This window comes from Sediminitomix flava (assembly GCF_003149185.1).
Taxonomy (GTDB): Bacteria; Bacteroidota; Bacteroidia; order Cytophagales; family Flammeovirgaceae; genus Sediminitomix; species Sediminitomix flava.
Genome location: NZ_QGDO01000002.1, coordinates 1040868 through 1059728, shown reverse-complemented (window position 1 = coordinate 1059728; position 18861 = coordinate 1040868). Strand labels below are relative to the sequence as shown.

The 18861-nt window shown below is 37.5% G+C and carries 14 protein-coding genes; 11 read left to right on the top strand and 3 right to left on the bottom strand.

All coding sequences use genetic code 11. The features are described from left to right. Positions 1-162 precede the first annotated feature (162 nt). The 5 genes from BC781_RS11375 to BC781_RS11355 all read left to right on the top strand — a co-directional run bounded on the left by BC781_RS11375 (position 163) and on the right by BC781_RS11355 (position 7583). A complete protein-coding gene (locus BC781_RS11375) occupies positions 163-2874 on the top strand; it encodes a family 20 glycosylhydrolase (protein WP_109617659.1) in 2712 nt (903 codons plus the stop codon). 694 nt (positions 2875-3568) lie between these two features. Then, complete coding sequence (locus BC781_RS11370) at positions 3569-4441, top strand: carbohydrate kinase family protein (RefSeq protein WP_109617658.1); 873 nt, start codon at positions 3569-3571, stop codon at positions 4439-4441. Positions 4442-5026: 585 nt separating this feature from the next. After that, a complete protein-coding gene (locus BC781_RS11365) occupies positions 5027-5863 on the top strand; it encodes a helix-turn-helix domain-containing protein (RefSeq protein ID WP_211323744.1) in 837 nt (278 codons plus the stop codon). An 87-nt stretch (positions 5864-5950) separates the two neighbouring features. Next, positions 5951-6349: a DUF4345 domain-containing protein gene (locus tag BC781_RS11360; protein WP_109617657.1), complete on the top strand. Its 399-nt coding sequence runs from the start codon at positions 5951-5953 to the stop codon at positions 6347-6349. A gap of 307 nt (positions 6350-6656) precedes the next feature. Continuing rightward, entirely contained in the window at positions 6657-7583 is a 927-nt protein-coding gene (locus tag BC781_RS11355; protein WP_109617656.1) for an SDR family NAD(P)-dependent oxidoreductase, read from the top strand. A 297-nt stretch (positions 7584-7880) separates the two neighbouring features. On the opposite strand, the gene BC781_RS11350 is transcribed toward BC781_RS11355, so the two are convergent. Both BC781_RS11350 and BC781_RS11345 read right to left on the bottom strand, forming a co-directional pair. After that, positions 7881-9062, bottom strand: a complete 1182-nt coding sequence (locus BC781_RS11350) for a DUF1501 domain-containing protein (RefSeq protein WP_109617655.1) — start codon at positions 9060-9062, stop codon at positions 7881-7883. A gap of 2 nt (positions 9063-9064) precedes the next feature. Next, the gene (locus BC781_RS11345) at positions 9065-10309 is read right to left on the bottom strand and encodes a DUF1800 domain-containing protein (RefSeq protein ID WP_109617654.1); all 1245 of its coding nucleotides are present in this window, start codon (positions 10307-10309) and stop codon (positions 9065-9067) included. 463 nt (positions 10310-10772) lie between these two features. Between BC781_RS11345 and BC781_RS11340 the strand changes: the two genes are divergently transcribed. The 3 genes from BC781_RS11340 to BC781_RS11330 all read left to right on the top strand — a co-directional run bounded on the left by BC781_RS11340 (position 10773) and on the right by BC781_RS11330 (position 12855). Further along, a complete protein-coding gene (locus tag BC781_RS11340; protein WP_109617652.1) occupies positions 10773-11588 on the top strand; it encodes a DUF2490 domain-containing protein in 816 nt (271 codons plus the stop codon). 1 nt (position 11589) lies between these two features. After that, positions 11590-12450, top strand: a complete 861-nt coding sequence (locus BC781_RS11335) for an MORN repeat-containing protein (protein WP_109617650.1) — start codon at positions 11590-11592, stop codon at positions 12448-12450. A 105-nt stretch (positions 12451-12555) separates the two neighbouring features. Next, on the top strand, positions 12556-12855 hold the full coding sequence (locus BC781_RS11330; protein ID WP_109617648.1) for a hypothetical protein: 300 nt from the start codon (positions 12556-12558) through the stop codon (positions 12853-12855). Positions 12856-13143: 288 nt separating this feature from the next. Here BC781_RS11330 and BC781_RS11325 read toward each other — a convergent pair whose 3' ends face one another. Continuing rightward, positions 13144-14100 carry a hypothetical protein gene (locus BC781_RS11325; RefSeq protein ID WP_109617646.1) on the bottom strand — a complete coding sequence of 319 codons (957 nt, stop codon included), beginning with the start codon at positions 14098-14100 and terminating at the stop codon, positions 13144-13146. A gap of 213 nt (positions 14101-14313) precedes the next feature. Here BC781_RS11325 and BC781_RS11320 point away from each other — a divergent pair, with 213 nt between their 5' ends. From BC781_RS11320 to BC781_RS11310, 3 genes are all read left to right on the top strand, one after another. Beyond that, entirely contained in the window at positions 14314-15615 is a 1302-nt protein-coding gene (locus BC781_RS11320) for a Y-family DNA polymerase (protein ID WP_109617644.1), read from the top strand. Between the two features lie 254 nt (positions 15616-15869). After that, positions 15870-17384: an acyl-CoA carboxylase subunit beta gene (locus tag BC781_RS11315; RefSeq protein WP_394342331.1), complete on the top strand. Its 1515-nt coding sequence runs from the start codon at positions 15870-15872 to the stop codon at positions 17382-17384. Between the two features lie 134 nt (positions 17385-17518). Beyond that, on the top strand, positions 17519-18787 hold the full coding sequence (locus BC781_RS11310; RefSeq protein WP_109617642.1) for a spondin domain-containing protein: 1269 nt from the start codon (positions 17519-17521) through the stop codon (positions 18785-18787). Positions 18788-18861 lie beyond the last annotated feature (74 nt).

The window sequence follows — 18861 nt, the reverse complement described above, 5'->3', positions numbered from 1 at the left end:
GTGTGAGGTTTTGCCTCACACCTTCCTCTTTTACATTCAAAGACTTAAGTGTTGTCTATTACCGTTAGTACTAATTGATATCCAATATTTTTCTGAGCTTCATTTTTAGGAGAAGCTAAAACGACAAACAGACCTAATTCACAAAGAACTAATCTGATTACGATGAGAAACATTAAATATAAGGTCATTCTACTTTTTGTCTTGATCGGTTTGAAGGGTTTCGCTCAAGAAGTACCTGAAACGAATCAGTCAGAAGTAATGCCCGTACCTAAGGAAATTTCTTTTACAGGAGAGAAATTCAGACTCACGACAGACTTTAGCATCAGTCTTCAAGGGGAATTTGATGAAAGATTATATAAAGGAACAGACCGTTTTTTGAGAAACTTGGATAAACGCACAGGTTTATTCTTTTTCCAAAATAAAATTGACTCAAAAGATATTCATGACAAGGCGCCTTTCGTACTGACGAGTGAGCGAAAAGGGGAGCTTAAAGTAAATGAGGAAGAGGCTTACCGATTGGAAGTAAGTGCTTCAAAAATACAACTGACAGCAACAAACGATTTGGGTCTTCTCCGTGGTTTGGAGACATTGTTACAGACCTTAAAGGTAGATGAAAAGGGGTATTACTTTCCAGGGGTAGTTGTGACTGATTCACCTAGATTCACATGGAGAGGCTTAATGATAGATGTGTCTAGGCACTTCTTACCTTTGGAAGTAATCAAACGAAACATTGACGGTATGGCAGCGGTCAAACTGAATGTGTTGCACCTTCATCTTACAGACGATCATGGCTTTAGGGTAGAAAGTAAAGTTTATCCGAAGCTTCACGAAATAGGAGGAGATGGTAAATACTTTACACAGAAGGAGATTCGTGAGATCGTAAAATATGCCAATGACCGAGGAATTCGAGTAGTACCAGAGTTTGATGTTCCTGGTCATGCAACAGCAATTTTGGCGGCATATCCTGAATTGGCTTCACACAAAGAACAATATATACAACCATTCTTACAGGACTTATTTAAGCACAGAATGACAGAAGATGGTTCTTACCGTTTGGCAGATCGTTCTGGGATTTTTGATGCGACTTTAGACCCAACAAAAGAAGAGACTTACGTTTTCTTGGAGGCTCTTTTCACAGAAATGGCAGGGCTTTTCCCAGATGAATATTTCCATATTGGTGGAGATGAAAATGAAGCACATCAGTGGGATGAAAACGAGGACATCGTTGCATTTAAAGAAAAGCATGGGTACGACAATCACCAACTACAGGGGTATTTTAACAGAAGGTTGCTAGAGTTTATCACACCTTTGGGAAAACAAATGATGGGCTGGGATGAAATCCTTCAACCAGACTTACCAACAAAAGCAGTAATTCAATCTTGGAGAGGACAAGAATCGCTTTACAAAGCTGCTGAAAAAGGATATCAGGTAGTACTTTCAAATGGGTATTACATTGATTTGATGCGTTCGGTAGATCATCACTACAGCATCGATCCGCTAGGAAATAAACCAGAAACACTTTCTGAAGCAGCAAAGGAAAAAGTATTGGGCGGAGAGGCTACACTATGGTCTGAATTGGTAACACCACAAACTGTAGACTCAAGAATTTGGCCACGTATGGCTGCTATTGCAGAACGATATTGGTCGGCAGAGGCTTTACTAGACCCAAATACAATTCATGAACGCTTAGAAGTTGTGAGCAGAAGATTGGAAGAAGTAGGACTTACGCACATGACGAACAGAGAGGCTTTGCTCCGCAATTTGGCAAATGGTTATGAGGTGGAGCCACTAAGAACATTAGTTGATGTTTGTGAGCCAATGAAAGGTTATACACGAAACAAAAATGGCGCTTTATATGAATTCCATTTTGCTTTCACAAAGTTTGCTGATGTAACTATTGCCGATGCTCCTGCAGCGAGAAAGTTCAACAAATTGGTAGATCAGTATTTAGCAACTGGCGAAGGTGCTGAAGATGTAAAATCAACTTTAAGCACTTGGGCTACAAATCATGCAGCTTTGCAACAGCTGATTGTAAACTCACCGATTCTGAAAGAGATCGAGGCATTGTCTGCAAACTTCTCAAAAACATCTCAGCGTGTATTGGAAGTACTTAATTCAGAGGAAAAAATCTCTTATGAAGACTACCAAGCTTTGAGAGCAAGTTTGGAAGAAGCAAGAAAGGAAGGAGGAAGAACAGAGCTTCAAGTAGTTGATGCTTTTGACAAATTGTTGAAGTCGAAAGTAGCGTATATTTCAGCATCAAAGACAACAAAACGTGTTCGAGTAGATGGGAACTTGAAAGAATGGGCAAACAGTTCATGGGATTATTTTGTGAACAGACACGCTTATGGGCAAGACTCATGTAAGTTTGCTTTACAGTGGGATTCGAAATACTTGTATTTGGCATTTGAAGTAGAAGATACAGATTTACAAGCAGAGAAAAAGCAAAGAGATGAAGAAGGCCTGCACCTAGATGACGGTATTGAATTCTTGCTTGATCCTAACTTTGAGCGTTCGGCAGAGTGGCAAGCAGATGATATAGCCTATCACGTAAATGCTGCCAACATCATTTATGATGAGAAAGGAAATAAAGATGGTGTATTCAATAAATCTTGGAATGGCAAAGCACGCACAGCGGTAAAATTGCAAGGCACATTGAATAACATGAACGATACTGATAAAGGGTATACGGTAGAGGTTGCTATCCCTTGGACAGAAATTGGGACTCAGCCGTCCAAGGATTTACAAATCGGAATTAATGTGTGTATTAATGATTCGAATAAGGACACAAAAGCTTACGAATACTATGACTATATGTATCTGAATGTGTTCCATACACCTTCAGGTTTCGCTGAGCTAAAATTATTCGAATAGCTTGTTCATAAAGTAAGTTGAGACTTAAAAAGTAGTTCTCTTTGAACAGATTTAAGACTGTATGAATATTTCATGCAGTCTTTTTTTGTCTTTAAACAGGTATTATATTCTCAAATTCCTGTTTTTAATTAAGTATTAGGATATAAGAAAATAGCTTTATTTTCCATTCATAGAAATTCATGCACAGTGGAGATTATATTCCTTATTCAAATGTTAGTCTTCATTTCTTTGCTTGATCAAAGAAACGAAGCAAAGAAAATCAAGCCACATAAAAAACGGTCACCCCACGGGTCTTCGCTTCTCCGCTTTTGTGGCAAGCTTCCCGCTAATACGCTTAAGAGGGCTGTTTGTCCCATCATGCGGAGCTTAGGCTGATTTGCGGGGAGGATGATTGAATGGGACTTGACTTTTTTTGCTTCGTTTTTTGTGTCAAGACAAAAAATGAAGACTACAATTAAGTAAAAAACAATTGTAGCCACAGTGAAAGATCAATTTGAATGGAAATCGAAATTACCTGAATAGATATGCCCTAGTACTTAAGTAGGAGAACAAAAAGGTACGGATATAACTCTTCAAATAGTTTGTGTAGAGACATGATAAATCGATGTGTCTAAACTTCCCAGATTCGATATTTCTATCAATTACTAATTAATTGTATACTTGCTAGTGTTGTTTTAAACAGAAAGTAATAAGCATGAACAAGCAATTTTTAGTCCTCGGATTCGGAGAAATACTTTGGGATATACTTCCAAACGGTAAGCAGTTAGGAGGTGCACCTGCCAATTTTGCATTTCATTGTAATCAACAAGGCATGAACGGAATCCCTGTGAGTGCTGTTGGAAAAGATGAGCTTGGCGATGAGATTCTGAAACTCTTAAAAGCTAAAAATATAGATAGAAAGGCGATTAGGGTTCTGGAAGACAAAGCAACAAGTACTGTTGATGTAGTTGTGGATAAGGCAGGGAAACCGACTTATCAAATTCATGAAAATGTAGCTTGGGATTATTTGCAACCTAATTCAGACTTAGAAACTTTCTTTTCCACTGCAGATGCGATTTGTTTTGGAACGCTAGCTCAAAGGAGTGACATAACACAGCAAACACTTTTTCAGCTATTCGCTAAAGTAAAACAAGAGGCTTTAGTTGTTTTTGATATCAACCTCAGGCAGCAGTATTACTCTTTAGAAACTATTGAGAAATCACTTCAATTCGCAAATGTATTTAAGCTGAATGATGAAGAACTGATTGTACTGAAAGACCTACTTGTTCTAAAAGGAGATACAGAAGAAGCGCAGCTCAAAGAACTCCTAGACACTTTTAATCTGAAATATATCGCACTCACCAAAGGAGCAGAAGGAAGTCTGATTATGAGTTCTTCTGAAACAACAACATTAGCAACTCCGAAAGTAAAAGTAGTAGACACCGTAGGAGCAGGAGACTCTTTTACAGCCACTATGGTTGCTGGGATATTGAAAGGAGAAGCCCAAAAGGTATTTCATGAGAAAGCCGTAAAAATATCAGCTATGGTTTGTGAGCATCATGGGGCAATGCCTGATTTAAGGAATTAGAGAAGTTATTTATAGATACTTGATTGTTAATTAAAGTTGAAAACTATTCATAGCGTAGAGACAAGGGCAGAGGGCAGATGCAATCCATGCCTTGTCTCTACAGTAGTCTAAATGAGCATTGAGATTAATAAAACGATTAAAAAAATATTGTCTACGAATACTATTAAGCTGTTAGCAAAAGTTAGGTCGTTTTCTTTAATCTCTTCGTGATAAGAAAATCAAAAAAACGACTACTCTTGAAATACGGCTAGTTACATTCAGAATTTTTCTCAGTGAGCCTAAATGTAGCCAGCTAGCTCAAAAATTATTTTCAGTGTATCTAAATACAGCCAAGTAGCTTTCTAATTATTTTTAGCGTACCTGGCTGTATTTTTTGTACCTCAAAGTCTTTCTGAGCCTAGTTAAATGTAGCCAGATACCCTCTGAATAATTTTTAATAAGGCTGGCTGTATTTAGAGGAAGTACCCTCGAAAACAAATTGAGAGAACTCCTGTTTTTCTGATCTAAAGAAGGTAGACTTTTAATAGTTTTGGAGAGCTGTTATATTTGAGTTTACCATTTTAACTATTTAGTCGTTGAATTGAGATGGAGTTTAAAGAACAGGTTATTACATATAAAGATAAAATCGTTTTCATAAAGCTTTCGATGCCAAATTTTAATCGAACACTAAAGCAGTATGTAGAAGATGAAGCCTGTTTTATGTTTGTCAACAAAGGAGAGGTTGGCGTACGTTCTCAAGACGATTATCTGAAGTTGAATAAAGACGTAGGGATGTTGGCAAAATGCCTAAACTACTTTTTTGAGCCTAGTAACAATAAACAGGTTTGTGATGAAGGTATTGAATCTGTAGGCGTATTTCTTTATCCTTCTTTGGTAAAAGACCTATTCGAGTTCGATCTTTCTACTTCCAATTACAATGTGCCTTATAACCTTAAGCAAGTACAGATAGATCGCTTACTCGAAAACTATAAAGAGAGTATCAATATTTTGCTCGATAATCCAGAACTAGCCGATGAGAGTATCATAAAGACTAAGCTGAAAGAGTTTGTGCTTTTGGTGTCTAAGTCTTCGGAAGCTCCTTCCCAACTCGATTTTTTGGCAGCATTGTTTAAACCCAACGAAGTAGCATTCAAAACGACTATTCAGCATAATTTATACGCAGACCTTTCTCTGACCGAATTGGCTGCACTTTGTCATCTGAGTCTTTCTTCTTTCAAGAGAAAGTTCAAGGAAGTCTTTGGAGAAAGCCCCAAACGCTATATAGCCAAAAAGAAAGTGGAAAAAGCTGCGACTCTACTAAAAGCAAATGACCTCAGAGTTTCAGATATCGCCTATGAGGTGGGCTTTGATTCTATGGCTACTTTTAGCCGAAACTTCACAAATACCTATGGCGTTTCCCCTTCCGAATACCGTGTGAGCTAAAGTGAGAAACCTTTGAGCTAAACTGCACGATTGAAGCCTTTCGCATTCACGTACTTTGTTCTGTAAACAATTTTAAAGAACGAAGTCATGAAAAAATCTAAAGTACTCACTACTTATCTTATTATTTCTGGTTTGTTGCTCACTTTTATCGGAGGAGCAACCTTGGCAAACCCAATTGCCATGAAAGCCAGTGCAGGTATTGATATTTCACAAAACATCAGTGTCATCAACGATGTCCGTGCCGCAAGTGCCCTATTCTTGGCAGTGGCATTATTGACCATCATCGGAGCTTTTAGAACCAAACTTACTTACACCTCCAATTTGGTGGTTTCCCTCTTATTCCTTTCGCTTGGTTTAGGTCGTCTGATCAGTATTCTTTCAGATGGAATACCTGTAGATGGACTAGTCAAAGCTACAGGATTAGAATTCATACTCGGCATCATCGGTGTATTTCTTTTCCAAAAGTACAAAAGCGTATCCAACTAATTATTCACTCAATAAATATTGTTTCGCATCATTCTAGTTGAGGAGATTTTGCCCGATTTACATTGTTCATTCTCAAACATGTAGAAGAGCGATGATTGTCCCATCGTGCGGAGTTAGGGTGAGCTAGAAGGGGGGAGATCGAATGGGACTTGACTTTCTTTTGCGCGAGCGCAGCCTTCATTTTTTGTGTCAAGACAAAAAATGAAGGCTGAACTCAGGTAAATGTGATATGATCTCCATTGCGGAAAATTGTTTAAACGAAATATACCTAATCACTTAATTATTCACTCCAAAAAGCTTAAAAACCATGAACAAAATAATAATGATTACGGGAGCCAATGCAGGAATTGGCAAAGAAACAGCCAGACAACTTGCATTGAAAAAAGAGACTGAGAAAATATATATGGCTTGTCGCAATGCTGAAAAAGCGAATGTGGCAAAGAAAGAATTGGAACAAGCTACAGGTCGAAATATTTTCGAGGTCTTGATCATGGATGTTTCAACGATTGATTCGGTCAGAAAAGCTGTACAGCAATTGAATGAACCCATTGATGCCTTGATTATGAATGCAGGAGGAACGGGAGGGAAAAACCCTTCAGAATTGACAAAAGAAGGGGTGACAGCTATAACGGCATCAAACCTACTAGGACATGTGGTTTTGGTAGACGAATTACTAGCTTCAGATAAACTTCAAAATATAGCTCTTTTTGCAAGTTCAGAAGTGGCTAGAGGGGTAAAGAGAATGGGAATGAAAAGACCGAATTTGAAAACGTCATCGGTAGAAGAATTTGTGACAGTATTTGACGGATCTTGGTTTGGGAAAGGTTCAGACCCAATGGAGGTTTATGGGACTGTAAAATATGGTGGAACACTTTGGATGTCTTCTATGGCTAGGAAATATCCTCATATCAAGTTTATAAGTGTAAGTCCGGGAAGTACAAGAGGTACAGAAGGATTTGATGACTTGCCACTGTTACAGCGTGTGATGTTCAAGTATGTTGGGATGCCAATTGTAATGCCGCTTATGGGGCTTTCGCATAGTTTGGAAAAAGGAGCAAAGAGATTTGTAGATAGTATCAGTAATCCATCGTTGAAAAATGGGAGTTTTTATGCCAGTAAAGAGAGTGTACTGACAGGTCCTTTAGTAGATCAGTCTCCTATTTTTACAGATTTGAAAAATGAAATCTATCAAGATAATGCAGATGAAGCAATTCATCAGTTTATCAGAGCATAAGATTTAGAGAATTATAGAGAGATAAGTTGTGCCGTCTTATCTCTCTTTCAGTATTTTGATTATTATAGATGTTTTAAATGAAGATTAAAATTATACGTTAGCAAAACGTTATTTAACTGTAGTAAAGTATTAATCAAAAATATTTCTTCATCGTTTTATTGATCTTAATGTTCATTTGGACTACTGTAGAGACAAGGCATGCCTTGTCTCTACCACTATCCTTAGAGTTAGCGAAGCTTTCTACGAATTCAAAAATCATAAAATACTGTAGAGATGTCGATTTATCGCACCTTTGTTCTATATGAAAGCCAACGGACTTCTTTTTCCACCTAAAATCTGATCATGTTTTGTATCTAGCCATTTGTCGAGGAGAGTAGCATAGACATCTCTGAAATCAACAGAATATTGTAAGTCTCCGTTGGAGTCTAGGTTTACAAGGTCAGTTTCTTGATTGTAGAATCCTGCTTTTTTAAGTTGATTCCCGATAATAATCATATTGTTTGCCGTACCGTGGTCTGTACCAGCCGAACCATTTTCTTTTACTCTTCGTCCAAATTCAGAGAAGACTACAACCAAAGTATTATCAAACTGCCCAGATTTTTTTAGGTCTTGTACGAAAGTACCGACGGCTTCATCAAATTGCCCTAGTAATTGTTGGTGTTTATTTTTTTGATAGACATGTGTATCGAAACCGTTGTGAGTCGCATAATAGACTTTGCTTTTTGCTCCGGCTTTTATAAAACTAGCAACATCTTGCAATTGCTTTCCGAGTTGCGTTTGAGGATAGGAAGATGAACGATCTACTTTACCTATTTTCTCATTCAGATAGTTTGTACTCGAATAGGTACTCGCGAGTGTTTTATACATAAAATCGACATGAGCATTATGAGAATGCCCTTTGTGATTATTGTTTATGTACTTTACATGTTTTGAGCGAATCGTCTTTTGAAGCATATTCAGATTCGGTACAGCCATACCGCTTAATTGATCTCCTTTTAGGGCAAGCGAAAGTCCTTGACTCATTTCGATAGCCATATGTGGTGCAGTACATTCAGCATCCAAATATCTGCCAAGCCATCCATTGTTTTTGTATTCTTGCGCTTCTGATGCTGTGTGCCAAATGTCCATAGATCGGAAGTGTGAACGGTTAGGATTTGGGTATCCTACTTCATTGATGATCGAAACATAGCCTTCATCATAGAGCGATCGAAGCTGTTGGAGGGCAGGGTGAAAACCAATCTCAGAATGTACTTTGAGTATTTCATCTTTGCTGAGAGCTACTTTAGGTCTATACTGATAATACAAATCATTTTGGTAAGGCACAAAGGTATTTAGTCCGTCATTTCCTCCCGAAAACTGAATAATGACAAGCTTCTTACCTTCAAAGTTTTGAGGGATTTCGAAGGCTTTCAGGAAAGAAGGTACAAGAACAGCCGAAGTTGTAAGGCTTGTATATTTTAGAAAATCTCGTCTTTTCATAGTTAGCAAATTTGGTATTCGGGCGTAGACATAAATGAAAGCATTGGGTCAATTCCAAATTTTGTAGGAAGTTGATAATTGGCTTTTGGAAGTGGGACTTGAAATAGAAAATCAGCCAATTCAAAGGGAGTAGCATTGGTTGGTTTGTAAGTCGCAATCTTTCTTTTTTCTAGTGCCATCGGAAGGTTCAGTCTGAAAAGTAGCGTAGAACTGTCAATCCAAGCTCTTCCTTCATTCCAACCTGCTACGTTAGGTGGTTTGAAGAGAATTTGTCCTAAACTTTGCTGAACTCGGATACATTTTTTTGTATCATTGAATTCAAACTGCCCTTGTCTACTCATCCCAACTAAAAGCAGAATCGGAGACTTGATAATTGAGCCTTCGTTCTTTGAATCATAGAACCAAGAAACAGTAAATAAGGCTCTCAGTGTTGGGCTGATTTCATAGTTATTTTCTATGAGTTTATCTGCAATCCATTGGATTTGCTTCTCATCGTCTGTTTCAGAAACGAAATGTTGATGAATTTTACTCGCTACAAAATGAGCAGTTTGTGGCTGTTCTAAAATAATATCAATGATATCGTCGCCATTCCAATTTCCTGTTTGTCCTAGAAATGTTTTTAGACCTGTATCATGTCTTTTTTCATGGAAAACAAATTCACCCAAGCGGTTGCTTCGCCAACCTGTAAAAGCCCTAGCCGCTTCTTTGATATCTTCTTCACTGTATTTGTCTCGCCCCATGGTGAAAAGCTCCATCACTTCTCTCGCAAAATTCTCATTGGGAGCATTCTTTTTATTCTGTTGGTTGTTCAGAAAACGAAGCATAGCCGAAGTTTTACTGACTTCGGTGAGTAGGATTTTGAAGTTTCCGAGTGCATTTTCTCGTATGGTGTTATTTAGTTTGATGGACCAATAGCTGTTATTGATACGACAGGCGAAGTAATCGTGCCAAAAGAAAGTCACTTTTTCACGCAAAGCATTCTCGTCTTTTTGCATTTGTTGGAACCATTGGAAATTGGCGTCTTTCTCCATTTTTCGCATTTCCATTTGTAGATCTTTTTTATCCTCTTGCATCATGCTTTGCATCTCCTCATTGGAGACTTCTTCGCCTAATAATTCTACATTTTTCGCATGTTCAAAAAGATCATGAATATAGTCGTTGAGCTTTGTGTAGGAGTGCCATTGTTGATAACTCAAGCCAAATCCTGCTCGCCAAGACAAATGTTTGATTTTTTCTTTTTCATTCATGAGGCTTCAGTGTTTAATTGTTTGCTTTGACGGTAAGTAGACGGAAGGGTTTAATCTGAAGATAAATAAAAATCTGAACTGAAGTAGATTTGAGGGTATGATATCGTGTCGTGTAACAATGTATAGCTTTTCTTTTCAGCTTTAGTTTGGAGTTATATAGCTGTTGGAATGATGTGGATTGTTATTCTATTTCTAAGATTATTTTTAGCCTTATTTCTATTGAGCTATAAATAGTTACATCATTCAAAAAGTGCTTTTTTAAAAGTTTAGAGAAGTGTTTAAGGCTAAAAAAGCTTGTAAATCAACTTTTTGACTAAGGTGTGTGGCCTTAACTAATTGATAGCTATCTGTTTGTGTTCGTATTTTTATGTCTAATGAACTATGAAAATTAATATTAATTATCTTTTAAAAAATTGCTGACCGAGATAAATACAATTATATTCGCCGAGCCTTATAGTACATTATGAAGACAAAATATAAACTTTTCATCATTCTGTTTCTCGGAATGCATAACCTACTCTACGCACAATCTGACGTCAAACGATCTACAACAAGCATGGAAGAGACAGGTATGTGGTATGGTGCATATCTGAAAATTAGGTTTAGTGAAAAACTAGGTTACTACGGAGAACACCATTGGAGGACAAGAAATGATATTGATAACGTTTGGTCTTTTTCAGGAAGACCTAGACAGATGTATAACCGATTTGGGTTAAACATTATGTTCAATGATTATTTTGAAGCTGTTATCGGTCCAACGCTCGTAATGAATTTTAGTCCTGATATGGATAGCGATGCTTACGATAAAGTAACTTACGAGCCTCGTATATGGCACCAATGGTTGTTCAAAATGCCAAAGATGGGAAGGGTTAAAATGTATCATCAGTTTCGATTCGAACACCGTTGGAAAAGAAAAAATGATGTAGGTGAAGACCATGATTATACCAATAGATACCGATATAAGATTTTTGGTTACATCCCGATTAACTCAAAAGAGATCAAAGAAAAGAGCTGGTACTTTTCTCCAAGTGCAGAGATTTTTATGCATAGTGGCGAGTCAATTGTAAATAATCCGATGGAAGACTTTAGAACCTATAACGGTTTTGGGTATGTGATGAATAATACTTTGACATTCTTTGTCGGGCATATGTTTACCTACGGACAAAAAAGCAGTGGTTATGAATACAAAACGAGTCATATCCTAAGGTTCAATGTCTATATAGGTTTAGATACAAGAAAGATAGAGGACAAACTTCCGAAGATAAATCTTGGTTACTAATATGAAAAAGAAGTCATTTATTTATATCGCTTTAATCGTTTTAGGACTTATCTCTGTGACATTAAACATCGTGTTGATCAATGAGAAGAACGATGCTGTAGAGAATTTAAAAGGAGAGATTGAATATCTTCAGTTAAGAGCAACAGCAGATTCTTATTTGATCATTGATGAATATGATTCAGCCTTAACTATTTATGCAAAAGCAGATAGTCTTAAGCCAGAGTTAGAGATGTTTTTGTATGATAGTACACTTCTTGCTCAGAAAAAAAGTGAGCATAAAAAGCCTGTTGTGATTAACACCGTAAAACTTGACAATACCAAAGGTTTAGTGACTAAACTAAAGACACAAAACAATAATCAGAAAAGTACAATTGAGGAGTTATCTACAAATCTTGATAGCTTAAGTTCAGCCTTGGATGGTGAAAAAGCTAACCTCAATTATGCGAATACTCATGTTGAAAATTTGAGAGCTGAACTTGATGTTGCATTACAGGCTTACCAATACACGACATTTTTCAATATAGATGATGTAGAAATCAAATATATCGGGAGAATGGTAAATGGTAAAGCAAAAGGTTATGGCTATGCTATTCTAGATAGAAAAGGCTTCTACGAAGGAGAATGGCGAAATAATGAAATGCATGGTACTGGTATCTATCATTGGATGAATGGCGATTATTACAAAGGTGACTTTAGAGAAGGAAGGAGAGAAGGAAATGGAACTTACTATTTCAAATCAGGTGAGAAATATGTAGGTGAATGGGAAAATAACCTTCGTCATGGAAAAGGTGAGATGATTGATAGTAAAGGCAAAATATTGCTTAGTGGTAATTGGGAAGAAGACAAGTATAAGAAGAAGTAAGTAGGTGGACATATGAATTCGGGTAATTTCGATTTTAATTCAAATTGATCGTCTATAGTGGGAATTATTTTTCATTGATTTAATAGTAGTCTTCATTTTTCCTTGATGAAAAACGAAGCAAAAAATCAAGTCCCATTCAATCGTTCTCCCCACAAATCAGCGCAAGCTCCGCGTGATGGGACAAACAGCCCTCCTATGCGTGTTTGCGGGTTGTTCGCCACAAAAGCGGAGAAGCGTGGCTGGTGGGGTGTCCGTTTTTTATGTGGCTTGATTTTCTTTGGTTCGTTTCTTTTATCAAGAAAAGAAATGAACACTACAATTAGAATAAGCAATACAATCTCCACTGTGTATGAATGGAAAATAAAACCGTTTTCTTTTGTCCAACTACTTAGTACTATGACATAAGAAAATAGGTACGACTATCCTTAGAGTTCACGAAGTGATCTAAGGATTTAGGTAAGAAGGTAGGAGGTGGACGCAGTATTTATGAGTTCTTAGAGCAACTCTAAGAACAGTAAAGTTTTATCCTGAAGACAATAGCCCTAACAATTAAGTCTTCTGTGTTTTTTCTTTAAGCTTAAGCATAAAAAATAATTCGGCGTAAACTTGAAAATGATATTCGAGTTTACGCCGAAGCTTTTTAAGATAAATTGCAATGAAGTCCCTTTTTTAGGGAAATATTTTAGGTCGGAATTATTCGAAATCAACTGACCAGTTTACTTTCTCAATTGTATTCCAAATGCTTAATGGAGTCCCTTCTCCAGGTATACGCCATAAAGATGTTTGTGCTCCAGAAGCACTAATCACTTCATTGATTTGGTCTACAGAAATTTGATCATATTCAGCACTGATAATATGATGTACAGGTTTTTCACAACCAAGTTCTTGATACTCTTCTGTTCCTACATTTACCCAATAGGTCGCATTTGACATATAAGTATCTCCCCAAACTTCGAGGTAAGTTTGTGGCATATGTCCATCTACATACTGGTCAATAATATCCACACGCATTTTATGATCTTTCGGGTTTCCCCAAGTTGTACAGTATAGTTTGAAGTCATCTGTAGCATAGCCATCTTCTTTTGCATCATTAAGAGCCGAACGGAAAGCGGTAAAGATGTTATGTAGTTCTGTGCTTTTTTCATCAAACTCAATTTCAATATCTGTGACAAAACCTTCATAGCCTGTCTGAGCAGCAGTGTATAAGACTTCAGCTTGTTTACTGTCATTCCCCGGGTAATTATACGCCCAAGCCCAAACTTCAAGACCAGCATCTTTGTACGTTTGAACCAAAGAGGTATCTACAACTTCAGGCCAATTATTTGCGTTAATGCCTCCATCTCCTACTTTTATATAGACTCTACGTATACCAATGTCTGCAATTTTCTGAGCTAACTGAGCATGGTTATACCCTGTTCCTTCAATATACCATAACCAAATTCCAAGCTGATTTTTACCATCTCCAGTAGTTTGAGGTGGGGTATTATCATTGTTGTCGTCATTGTCACTACCTCCATTATTATTCTGATCGTTTTTTGGAGTCTCAGTCTGAGGAGGTCTAGATTTGATGGGTGTACCTTCTTCTTCCGTACAATTAGTTAAAAAAAATGAGAAAAGTACTACATTTAAAAGTATGATGCATTTCTTCATAGTTTATAGAAGTTTTTGTGCAGTAAGCTAAATTTGTTTGTCGCTTAAAGGCAAGTGAAAAGTGAATAGATAAAAATATTGTCGAAGTGCTAAGTTAAAAGGGGATATTCGAAAAAAGCTCCCTTAAAACAGTGAAAATTGAGAAAGAAATTACTGTTATAGAGTTAGGTGAAAATTTCTATTACAGGATTTTAATGAAAAACCCAAAGAAAGATGTCTACAATGAGCCTTCTAGATAAATGGAAAAATCAGTTACCCAAACGTTGTTTCGCTATTGTCGACTGCAATAGCTTCTATGCTTCGTGTGAGCAAGTATTTCGTCCAGATCTTGAAGATAAGCCCGTAGTTGTCTTGTCAAACAATGATGGTTGTGTCATTGCACGGAACAAACAGGCAAAAGAGTTGAACATAGGAATGGGGATTCCATTTTTTAAAATTAGGCATATCATCCAACAAAATAAGGTTACTGTATTCTCATCTAATTATAAGCTCTACGCTAGTTTATCTAAACGAGTAATGCGTGTACTTTCTCGTTTTAGTCCAGAAATGGAAGTCTATTCGATAGATGAAGCATTTCTTGATCTCACAGGAATTGAAGATGTAGAAGCTTATGCACAAGAGATAAAAGAAACAGTGTTAAGAGAAGTTGGTATCCCCGTATCGATTGGTTTAGCTTCTTCTAAAACACTTGCAAAATTAGCAAACCATATAGCCAAAAAAGATGAGCGTAAAGATGGTGTCTGTTTATTAAACCCTGAATTGCAAGATGAATATGCCTCGATGCCCGTCCAGGAGATATGGGGGATAGGAGGGAAAACTGCACAAAAGTTAGAAACAGCAGGTGTTAGGACTGTTGGTTCTTTTATGAAATTGCCAATGGATTGGGTTCGGAAGGAGTTTAAAGTAAATGGTCTACGAACATATCAAGAGCTTTATGGAATTTCTTGTATCCGAATGGAACATGAGTCTTCACCTAAAAAAGGAATTTGTACGACACGTACTTTCAGTAAAAAAATCAATAATTACGAAGGTGTAAAAGAGGCCTTGACTGCTTTTACGGCTAATGTCTGTTATAAACTCCGCAAGCAAAAAAGCTGTGCGAGTCACTTTACTGTATTTCTGCAGACAGATTCATTTAGAGAACAAAATCCGTATTATGGTTCTGTAAGTGGAAGTTTGGACATTCCAACCAATGATACTGTTGTAGCTACTAAAATGGTCATAAGTTTACTTGATCGTATTTTTTATGAAAAGCATAATTACCGAAAGGCAGGAGTTTATGTAGAAGGTATTGTACCCGAGGGACAACGACAATTGTCTTTACATCAAGAATTTCCTGAAGAGCAAGTTCATCAACAACGAAAGCTGATGGATGCTATGGATGTTGTAAACCAGAAGTATGGAAAAGGAAGTCTGTATTTAGCGGCACAAGGTATAAAACCTGCTTTCAAAATGAAGCAAGCCAAGCTTTCACCTTGCTACACAACAGATTGGAATGAGTTGATGACCGTCTGAATTTCCTTTATTTCTGATTGTAACTCTGTGGACTTAAAACTAAAATATCACTAATTAATACCATTTCTCTTTAGAATTTCCTTAAATTCAGACTATAACCAAAAACACGCAAATAGGAAACAACCAATAACCTATTTGAGCTAACATATTAACAACACACACATTTAAACATGCATACAGAATTTAAGATGCAAGACCACAACGATAAACATAATCTTTCAAAGAAAGAGAAGGCACTAGCACGTTTGGCTGAAATGAATAAAGAAGCTGAATTGGGAGGTGGTGAAAAACGAATTGCTGCGCAACACAAGAAAGGAAAACTAACGGCAAGAGAAAGAATCAATCTACTTTTCGATAAAGGAACATTTCAAGAAATTGGAAAATTTGTTCGTCACAGAGAGACTGCTTTTGGTTTAGAAGACGAGCACTACCTAGGAGACGGTGTAGTGACTGGTTATGGGAAAATCAATGGGCGAATGACTTATGTTTTCTCACAAGATTTTACCGTATTTGGAGGCTCGCTGTCGGAATCTCATGCGGAGAAAATCTGTAAAATCATGGATTTAGCCATGAAGAATGGCGCTCCTGTAATCGGGTTAAACGATTCGGGTGGTGCCAGAATTCAAGAAGGAGTGAAATCTTTGGGAGGTTATGCCGATGTTTTCTATCGAAATACAATTGCATCGGGAGTTGTTCCTCAGCTTTCTGCCATAATGGGACCTTGTGCGGGTGGAGCTGTGTATTCTCCAGCCATTACCGATTTCATCATGATGGTAGAAGACACTTCTTACATGTTTGTGACAGGGCCAAATGTCGTAAAAACAGTAACTCAAGAAACGGTAAGTGCAGAAGAGCTTGGCGGAGCTTCAACACATAGTACAAAAAGTGGCGTAACGCATTTCTCTTGTGCGAATGAAGTAGAATGTATCGAGAATATTAAAAAGTTGTTGAGTTACATTCCACAGAACTGCGAAGAAGATGCGCCAATTTATCCTTATGAAGTACAAGCAGATGAATCTAGAGTAGCATTGGATGATATTATTCCTGAAAATGCCAATCAGCCTTATGATATTCGTGATGTAATGAACGGTGTACTAGATGAGGATTCATTCTTTGAAGTTCATAAAGACTACGCTGAAAATATTGTAGTAGGTTTTGGAAGATTAGCAGGAAGAAGTATCGGTATTGTTGGTAATCAGCCAGCTGTACTTGCAGGTGTACTAGATATCAATGCAAGTAACAAAGCCGCTAGATTTGTCCGTTTCTGTGATGCTTTCAACGTTCCCCTTTTAGTATTTGAAGATGTCCCGGGTTTCTTACCAGGAACAGACCAAGAATGGAATGGTATTATTTCAAATGGTGCAAAGTTGTTGTATGCTTTCTGTGAAGCTACCGTCCCTAGAGTAACAGTCATTACACGAAAAGCCTATGGCGGAGCGTATGATGTGATGAATTCAAAACACATAGGGGCTGATATGAATTTTGCTTGGCCAACAGCAGAGATTGCCGTAATGGGAGCAAAAGGAGCCGCAGAGATTATTTTCAGAAAAGAAATAGCGGAAGCCGAAAAGCCTGAAGAAAAACTACAAGAGAAGGTTGATGAATACACTGAAACATTTGCCAACCCATACCGAGCAGCTTACAGAGGTTTTATCGATGAAGTGATAGAACCGAAAGATACTCGACAAAAACTCATGATGGCTTTTGAAATGCTTGAACAGAAAGTGGACAAACTACCTAAGAAAAAGCATGGTAATATACCTTTATAATACAAACCTCCTTCGGGAGGTTTTTTCATTTATAACCCAATCCTTACACATGTAGCTTTTTTACCTATTTGGAAACTCATTTTGTTTTAATCTGAGGTATTTTAGGGATACTATCTAAACTAAACAAACCAAAAATGAGACAACTTTTCTACTATCTATCCATTTTAGCTTTCCTAATGGTTGGCTGTGATGGCGACGACGGGGGAGCGGGAACTTCCTCTTTCACATCTAACTATCGACTCGTCATCGAAAATCAAACAGAACTAGGAGAATACTTTTTATCTGGAGACTTCGATGCGATAATTCCTGGAACTTCTACCGAAATCACATTCTACGCGGGAAAAGGCTCATACCTTTCTTTTGCAACAAAGTTTGTCAAGTCTAATGATGGCTTCTATGCTTTTGAAGCTGGAGGAATCAGTCTTTATGATGAAAATGATAAACCTATTTTCGGAAACATCACGGACAAAATCACGCTATGGGATGCTGGTACAGAAATCAATGAAGCTCCCGGTGAAGGAGAAGGACAGCCTGGAGGTTCTGAAGAAGGTGAAACCGAAGAAAATAATGTGACCAAACTAAACGATGGTTTTAGTTATCCTGAGGTTGAAGAAGTAATCAAGTTTGAAGTCCTTTCAGACTCAATCAAAAACAGGTTTGTATTGCGTATCACAAACCAATCTCAGTTCAGTAATTTATCAACAGGATTAGGACAAGGTGTTTGGGTTGTGCATAAAGAAGGACAGGAACCAATTTTCTCTGCAGAAGGACAAGCCGAAAATGGGTTAGAATTATTAGCCGAGTCAGGTAGTTCTGATTCGTTGGCAACATATCTAGAAGAAAATTCACCTTTCTATTCACCATTTTCACCAGGAATATGGGTATTGCATACAGGAGAAATCGAACCAATTTTTACAGAAAATGCAATTGATAGAGGAGAAGGCTTAGTCTTATTGGCTGAAGAAGGAGATCCTACAGCTTTAGCTGCAAGTCTTGAAGGAAAAGACGGAGTAGTGGCTTACGGCATTTTTAATACTCCAGAAGATACTAACACTGCAGGTGTACTAAGTGAAGGACAACGTTATGTGATTCCGATTACTCCCGAAAAAGATTTATTCTTGAGCTTTGCAACGATGTTAGTTCGTTCCAACGACTCATTCATCTCTTTTGGGGAAGGAGGTTACCCAATTTATACAGGTGATTTACCATTTGTTGGAGATTTGACGGATCGAGTACGCCTTTGGGATGCAGGCTCTGAGCGTAATGAAGCTCCGGGAGCTGGTAATTACCAACCACCAAATGTTGGAGGTGACGACCAAAATAATCCTGTCAATCAAACCAGTGATGATTTTGACTATCCAGCCATAGAAGAATTGATTCGTATCAGTCTTGAAAATAACTAAGTTTCAACTGACAGAATGAATAAATAGGCTGTATTTCGGGAGAAATACAGCCTAATTTTTTAGGCTTTAGTGAA

What these genes read in the sequence shown, in the direction of transcription:
- BC781_RS11375 (WP_109617659.1), top strand. Translation starts at nt 163, where the DNA reads ATGAGAAACATTAAATATAAGGTCATTCTACTTTTTGTCTTGATCGGT.
- BC781_RS11370 (WP_109617658.1), top strand. Translation starts at nt 3,569, where the DNA reads ATGAACAAGCAATTTTTAGTCCTCGGATTCGGAGAAATACTTTGGGAT.
- BC781_RS11365 (WP_211323744.1), top strand. Translation starts at nt 5,027, where the DNA reads ATGGAGTTTAAAGAACAGGTTATTACATATAAAGATAAAATCGTTTTC.
- BC781_RS11360 (WP_109617657.1), top strand. Translation starts at nt 5,951, where the DNA reads ATGAAAAAATCTAAAGTACTCACTACTTATCTTATTATTTCTGGTTTG.
- BC781_RS11355 (WP_109617656.1), top strand. Translation starts at nt 6,657, where the DNA reads ATGAACAAAATAATAATGATTACGGGAGCCAATGCAGGAATTGGCAAA.
- BC781_RS11350 (WP_109617655.1), bottom strand. Translation starts at nt 9,062, where the DNA reads ATGAAAAGACGAGATTTTCTAAAATATACAAGCCTTACAACTTCGGCT.
- BC781_RS11345 (WP_109617654.1), bottom strand. Translation starts at nt 10,309, where the DNA reads ATGAATGAAAAAGAAAAAATCAAACATTTGTCTTGGCGAGCAGGATTT.
- BC781_RS11340 (WP_109617652.1), top strand. Translation starts at nt 10,773, where the DNA reads ATGAAGACAAAATATAAACTTTTCATCATTCTGTTTCTCGGAATGCAT.
- BC781_RS11335 (WP_109617650.1), top strand. Translation starts at nt 11,590, where the DNA reads ATGAAAAAGAAGTCATTTATTTATATCGCTTTAATCGTTTTAGGACTT.
- BC781_RS11330 (WP_109617648.1), top strand. Translation starts at nt 12,556, where the DNA reads ATGAAAAACGAAGCAAAAAATCAAGTCCCATTCAATCGTTCTCCCCAC.
- BC781_RS11325 (WP_109617646.1), bottom strand. Translation starts at nt 14,100, where the DNA reads ATGAAGAAATGCATCATACTTTTAAATGTAGTACTTTTCTCATTTTTT.
- BC781_RS11320 (WP_109617644.1), top strand. Translation starts at nt 14,314, where the DNA reads ATGTCTACAATGAGCCTTCTAGATAAATGGAAAAATCAGTTACCCAAA.
- BC781_RS11315 (WP_394342331.1), top strand. Translation starts at nt 15,870, where the DNA reads ATGAATAAAGAAGCTGAATTGGGAGGTGGTGAAAAACGAATTGCTGCG.
- BC781_RS11310 (WP_109617642.1), top strand. Translation starts at nt 17,519, where the DNA reads ATGAGACAACTTTTCTACTATCTATCCATTTTAGCTTTCCTAATGGTT.